Source organism: Salicola sp. Rm-C-2C1-2 (genome assembly GCF_040196175.1).
Taxonomy (GTDB): domain Bacteria; phylum Pseudomonadota; class Gammaproteobacteria; order Pseudomonadales; family Oleiphilaceae; genus Halospina.
Genome location: NZ_JBEFNF010000019.1, coordinates 1 through 1,009, shown reverse-complemented (window position 1 = coordinate 1,009; position 1,009 = coordinate 1). Strand labels below are relative to the sequence as shown.

1 protein-coding gene is annotated in these 1,009 nt (G+C 58.6%); it reads right to left on the bottom strand.

Annotated features, from left to right (window positions below; all coding sequences use genetic code 11):
- Positions 1–141 precede the first annotated feature (141 nt).
- The coding region (locus AAF659_RS15015; protein ID WP_349752594.1) for an IS5 family transposase at positions 142–1,009 on the bottom strand (868 nt) is incomplete at its 5' end.

The window sequence follows — 1,009 nt, the reverse complement described above, 5'->3', positions numbered from 1 at the left end:
GGAACTTCTGAATAACCGGGCTTGAGCACCGATTCTGGGTTCCGAGCCGGAGATAGGCCGATTTCAGCGGTATATCCCCAGTCATTTTGTTCAACTTCTGTCCGATTTCCGCCTTTTTGGCGGCAACCGGACACACTTCCCCTACGCGGGGAGATAACGTTCGCCGATCAGCAGGTTGCTGAATGCCGCCAGCAGATAGAGCCGGTTGGCGTTCTTCGCCAGGCCGCGGTAGCGGACCTTGCTGTAGCCGAACTGGCGCTTAATGGTGCGAAACGGATGCTCAACTTTCGCCCGAACACTGGCTTTGATCTTTTCCGCCCTGGCGAGGTCGCTGCCGTCCGCCAGCTGGCGTGTTTTGCCCGGGCGTCGGGCAATGAACCAGTCGATATCCCGGTGGCGGTGCTCTGCTCGTTTATGGATGCCCCGATAACCGGAGTCGCCATAAACGTGGGTTTCATCCCCATGGAGAAGGGCATGACTGACATTGAGGTCGTGAACATTGGCGGGCGTGACCTCCAACGAGTGAATCATGCCGAAGCCCGCATCCACGCCGGTGTGCATCTTCATTCCGAAGTACCACTGGTTGCCCTTGCGGGTCTGGTGCATTTCCGGATCCCGCTCGCCTTTGCTGTTCTTGGTCGAGCTGGGCGCGGAAATGATGCTGGCATCCACGATGCTGCCTTCGCGCAGCATCAGGCCCTGGCGCTCCAGGTGCTTGGTCACTTCCTTGAACAGCGCCTTGCCCAGATTGTGCTGCTCCAGAAAATGGCGGAAGTTGAGAATGGTGGTTTCATCCGGAATCGAGTCGGCCAGGGTGAGGCCGGCGAAGCGGCGCATGGACTCAATCTCGTAGAGTTCATCCTCCATGGCCGGATCAGAGAGGTTGTAGAACAGCTGCATGCAGTGGATGCGCAGCATCACCTGCAGTGGGTATGGCCGGCGGCCGTTTTCGCCCTTGGGATAGTAGCGGGCGACCTTGTTCTCCAGCTTCTTCCAGGGGATCAGCTGA